Here is a 4,016-nt window from a genome sequence, read left to right as displayed (position 1 = left end):
CGCCGCCGTACCCGGTCTCCGGCCACCCGGCGCCGGGCCAGCCCGGCTACCCACAGCCGGCCGCCGGCCACTACCCCGGTGCCCCCTGGTACGCGGGCCAGCAGTCCGGCTGGGCCGGCGGGGGCCAGCCGGGCATGGCGTACGCCCCGCACCAGCAGCACCCCGGTCAGCACGCCCAGCACCCCCAGCACCCCGGGCAGCACCCCCAGCACCCGGGCCAGCCGGTCCCGCCGTGGGGCCCGCAGGTCGCGCCGCCCGGCAGCGGCCCCCGACCGGGCCGGATCGCCAAGTTCGCCGGTGCCGGCGTCGCGGTGTTCGCCCTGATGCTCGGTTCCGGTGTGGCCGGTGGGGCGCTCGCGCTCGCCCTCGACGGCGACAGCGGCGGTATCACCCGCACCTACTCCGCGGCTCCCGTGATCAATGGCGCCGACCTGCCGAAGATCGCCGCGGCGGTCCAGGACAGCGTCGTCTCGATCACCACCGACAGCGGTGAGGGCTCCGGGGTGGTGCTCAGCGCCGACGGGTACGTGCTGACCAACAACCACGTGGTCGCGTCCGCCGCGGGCGACGCCGTGCGGGTGGTCTTCGCCGACGGCAAGACCGCCGACGCGAAGATCATCGGCACCGACCCGAAGACCGACCTGGCCGTGGTGAAGGCCAGCGGGGTGAGCGACCTCAAGCCGGCCAAGTTCGGCGACAGCGACGCCATGCAGGTCGGCGACCAGGTGCTCGCCCTGGGCAGCCCGCTCGGCCTGCAGGGTTCGGTGACCTCGGGCATCCTCAGCGCCCGGGACCGCACCATCCGGGCCGGTGAGGGTCAGCAGCAGGACCCGACCCAGCAGAGCCAGCCGGTCAGCTCGATCTCCGGCCTGCTCCAGACCGACGCGCCGATCAACCCCGGCAACTCCGGTGGCGCGCTGGTCAACACCCGGGGCGAGGTGATCGGCGTCAACACCGCCATCGCGACCTCCGGGCAGAGCACCGGCAACATCGGTGTCGGGTTCGCCATCCCCAGCAACAAGGCCAAGGACGTCGCGGGCAAGCTCCAGCGCGGCGAGAAGGTCAGCCACCCGTCGCTCGGGGTCGGCGTCAACCAGGCCGAGGGCGGCGGCGCGCTCGTCGCGTCGGTCACCCCGGGCAGCCCGGCCGAGAAGGCCGGCCTCCAGCGTGGCGACGTCGTCACCCGGTTCGGCGACAAGCCGGTCAACGACTCGGACGACCTGGTCGGCGCGGTGCAGGCCGGCAAGGTCGGCGACCGGGTCGAGGTGCAGTTCAAGCGCAACGGTGTCGAGAAGTCGGCAACCGTGACGCTCGCCGAGACGTCCTGACCAGCTATCTGAACCTGCTTCCTCCCTCCGGCGGCGGGTGGCGGGGCCGAGGGGGTCGGCTCCGTCACCCGCCGCTTTTTCCGCCCGGACGGCGGTTCACCCGGATCGGGTGAACCGCCGTCACCCGTCTGCCCGGCAGGTTCGGAGGGCGAGTCTCGGCGACCGGAACCGGGGGTGGGGTGCCATGACCGAGGTGGTGGGTGTCCGCGACGACCAGCGCATCCAACGCGACGTCCTGGCCGAGTTGGCCTGGGACGCCCGGCTGCAACCGAACGAGATCGGCGTGACAGTCGACCAGGGTGTGGTCACCCTGACCGGATACGTGGACGGAACCGCTCGCGGTTGGGCCGCCACGCGATGCGCACAGCGGGTTCGCGGCGTACGGGCGGTGGCCGACGAGATGGAGGTGCGACTGCCCGGCACTCCGGGGCGTACCGACGCCGAGGTCGCCATCGCCGCCACCCGCGCGTTGGAGTGGGACAGCTTCGTGCCCGCCGAACGGCTGGACGTGACCGTGGCCAACGGCTGGCTGATGCTGCGCGGTGAGGTCGAGTTCGGGTGGCAGCGGCGGGCCGCCGAGGGCGAGGTGCGTCGACTCGACGGCGTACGGGGAATCACCAACCTGATCGAGATACGACCTGCGGCGCCACCGGCCGAACGGCTGCGGCGGGACGTCCAGCGGGCGCTGCTGCGCACGCTCGGCGGCGAGCGGGTGACCGTCGAGGTGGACGGCGACACGCTGGTCCTCGCCGGGGTGGTCCGTTCCTGGTGGGAACGCGACCAGGTCGAGCGGGTGGCGTGGTCCGCGCCCGGGGTGCGGGTGGTCCACGACCAACTCCTGGTGGGCGGGTGATCGTCCGCCATGTCCGGTTTACCCGGGACGCCACCGGGAAACCGCCGCCGACCGGCGGTGCAGCCGTACGGGGATCAGCCGCACCGGGGAGCAACGGGGAGGATTCGTGGCCGTGAACCACCCGCCTGCGGGCCGCCCCGAGGAGCGGTCGCTGCGCATCGCGATGGTGGTTCCGCCGTGGTTGTCCGTCCCGCCGCCCGGCTACGGCGGCCTTGAGCAGGTGGTCGCCGCCCTGGTGGACGCGCTCTGCGGGCAGGGGCACGCGGTGACCCTGTTCGGTGCCGGTGGTGGCCACGGCACGGCGGCCGACGGCTTCGTCTCCACCGTCGCCGAGGTCCAGTACGAGCGGCTCGGCGAGTCCCTGCCCGAGCTGGCACACCTGGCCCGGGTGAATCGGCTGATCACCGCGGCCGACTTCGACGTGATCCACGACCACACCACGATCGGTCCGCTGGTCGCCGGCCGCCGGGCCGTGCCGACGGTCGCGACGGTGCACGGGAACCCCGTGGGGGAGTACGGCGACGTGTTGAGCGACATCGACTCGGGCGTCGCCCTGGCGGCCATCTCGCACGCCCAGCGTCGGCTGAACCCGAACCTGCCCTGGGCCGGCACGGTGCAGAACGCGTTGGACATCCGCGGCTTCCCGCGCAAGCACACGCCCGGCGCGGGGCCGGTGCTGTGGCTGGCCCGGTTCAGCCCGGACAAGGGCCCGGACACCGCCATCCGGGCGTGCCGGGCGGCCGGGTTGCCCCTGCTGCTGGCCGGCAAGTGCAACGAGCCGGCCGAGCGCCGCTACTACGAGCAGGTCGTCGCGCCGATGGTCGACGACGATGTGACAGTCGTGCTCAACGCCGACCGCGCTACGACGCTGCGGATGCTCGTCGACGCCCGCTGCCTGATCATGCCGATCCAGTGGGACGAGCCGTTCGGCATGGTGATGCTGGAGGCGATGGCGACCGGCACACCGGTGGTCGCGCTCAACCGGGGGGCGGTGCCGGAGCTGGTTCGGCCGGGCCTGACCGGGCTCGTCGTCGAGCGGTCGGAGGAGCTACCCGGGGCGTTGCTCGCCGCTGAGCGACTCGACCCGGAGGACTGTGTGGCGCACGTCGCGCGGAACTTCTCGGTCGAGCGGATGGCGAGCGGCTACGCGGAGATTTATCGGCGCTTCGCCCTCGGCCGGCAGGACGTCCGTGCACCGGCCCGGGTGCCGGTGCGCTGACCCACCCGGGTCGGCGGGTCAGGCCCCGGTCGCGCCCAACTCGGCGATGGCGGCGTCCAGCCGAGAGGCGTACGCCGGACTGATGCCGCCCTCGCCGAGGCGGACGGTGACCTTCGCGCGCAGCCGGGCCACCGGCGGCGCCAGCTCTTCGCGGCCGGAGCTGACCGCCACGGTCAGGTTGCGCAGCTCGTTGCGGAGGTCGAGGGCCACGTCGTCGCGGATCTCCCCGGCGCTCAGCCCGGCGCCGATCAGCCCGTCGACCCGGTTCGCCACCTCGGTCAGGGTGCCCGGGTTCGAGGTGGGCGCGCCGGTCGTCGGCTTCCTCGACGGGGACGCGGTCGGCGGGGTCGGCGTGATCGGCGCGGACGACTCGGGGGCCGGCGGGTCGGTCGACGGGGTCGTCACCGGACCAGCGGAGGGTTGTGCCCGGCGGGCCGGCTGCTGTTCGGGCAGCAGGGCCACCCCGGCCAGCGTCGCCCCGACGGCCAGCACCAGCAGCAACACCAACCGCCGCCGGGACCAACCCGACCCGGTCGCCGGCCCGCCCGCGTCGGAAGCGTCATCCGCTCGCCGTGCGTCCGCCGCCGCTGAGGCGGGCGCCGGAACGCTGGCCGTC

3 protein-coding genes and 1 pseudogene are annotated in these 4,016 nt (G+C 73.9%); 3 read left to right on the top strand and 1 reads right to left on the bottom strand.

The features are described from left to right. The 3 genes from PSH25_RS22575 to PSH25_RS22565 form a co-directional block, all read left to right on the top strand. On the top strand, positions 1 to 1,328 hold a 1,328-nt coding region (locus PSH25_RS22575), incomplete at its 5' end, for a S1C family serine protease (RefSeq protein WP_238660965.1). Between the two features lie 184 nt (positions 1,329 to 1,512). Further along, positions 1,513 to 2,181 (top strand): BON domain-containing protein, encoded by a 669-nt coding sequence (locus PSH25_RS22570; protein ID WP_238660964.1) that lies wholly within the window; start codon positions 1,513 to 1,515, stop codon positions 2,179 to 2,181. Positions 2,182 to 2,344: 163 nt separating this feature from the next. Then, positions 2,345 to 3,400 (top strand): glycosyltransferase, encoded by a 1,056-nt coding sequence (locus tag PSH25_RS22565; protein ID WP_238660966.1) that lies wholly within the window; start codon positions 2,345 to 2,347, stop codon positions 3,398 to 3,400. Between the two features lie 18 nt (positions 3,401 to 3,418). Here the strand turns inward: PSH25_RS22565 and PSH25_RS22560 are convergent. After that, positions 3,419 to 4,016: pseudogene (locus PSH25_RS22560) on the bottom strand (serine/threonine-protein kinase); the annotation flags it as partial.

Source organism: Micromonospora foliorum (genome assembly GCF_022229015.1).
GTDB classification, from domain to species: domain Bacteria; phylum Actinomycetota; class Actinomycetes; order Mycobacteriales; family Micromonosporaceae; genus Micromonospora; species Micromonospora foliorum.
Note: the sequence above shows the minus strand (reverse complement) of the source record. Positions and strands in the feature narration are given on the sequence as shown.

Excerpts from the sequence above, each read along its gene's own strand:
- PSH25_RS22570 (WP_238660964.1), top strand. The coding sequence starts at position 1,513 with ATGACCGAGGTGGTGGGTGTCCGCGACGACCAGCGCATCCAACGCGAC.
- PSH25_RS22565 (WP_238660966.1), top strand. The coding sequence starts at position 2,345 with ATGGTGGTTCCGCCGTGGTTGTCCGTCCCGCCGCCCGGCTACGGCGGC.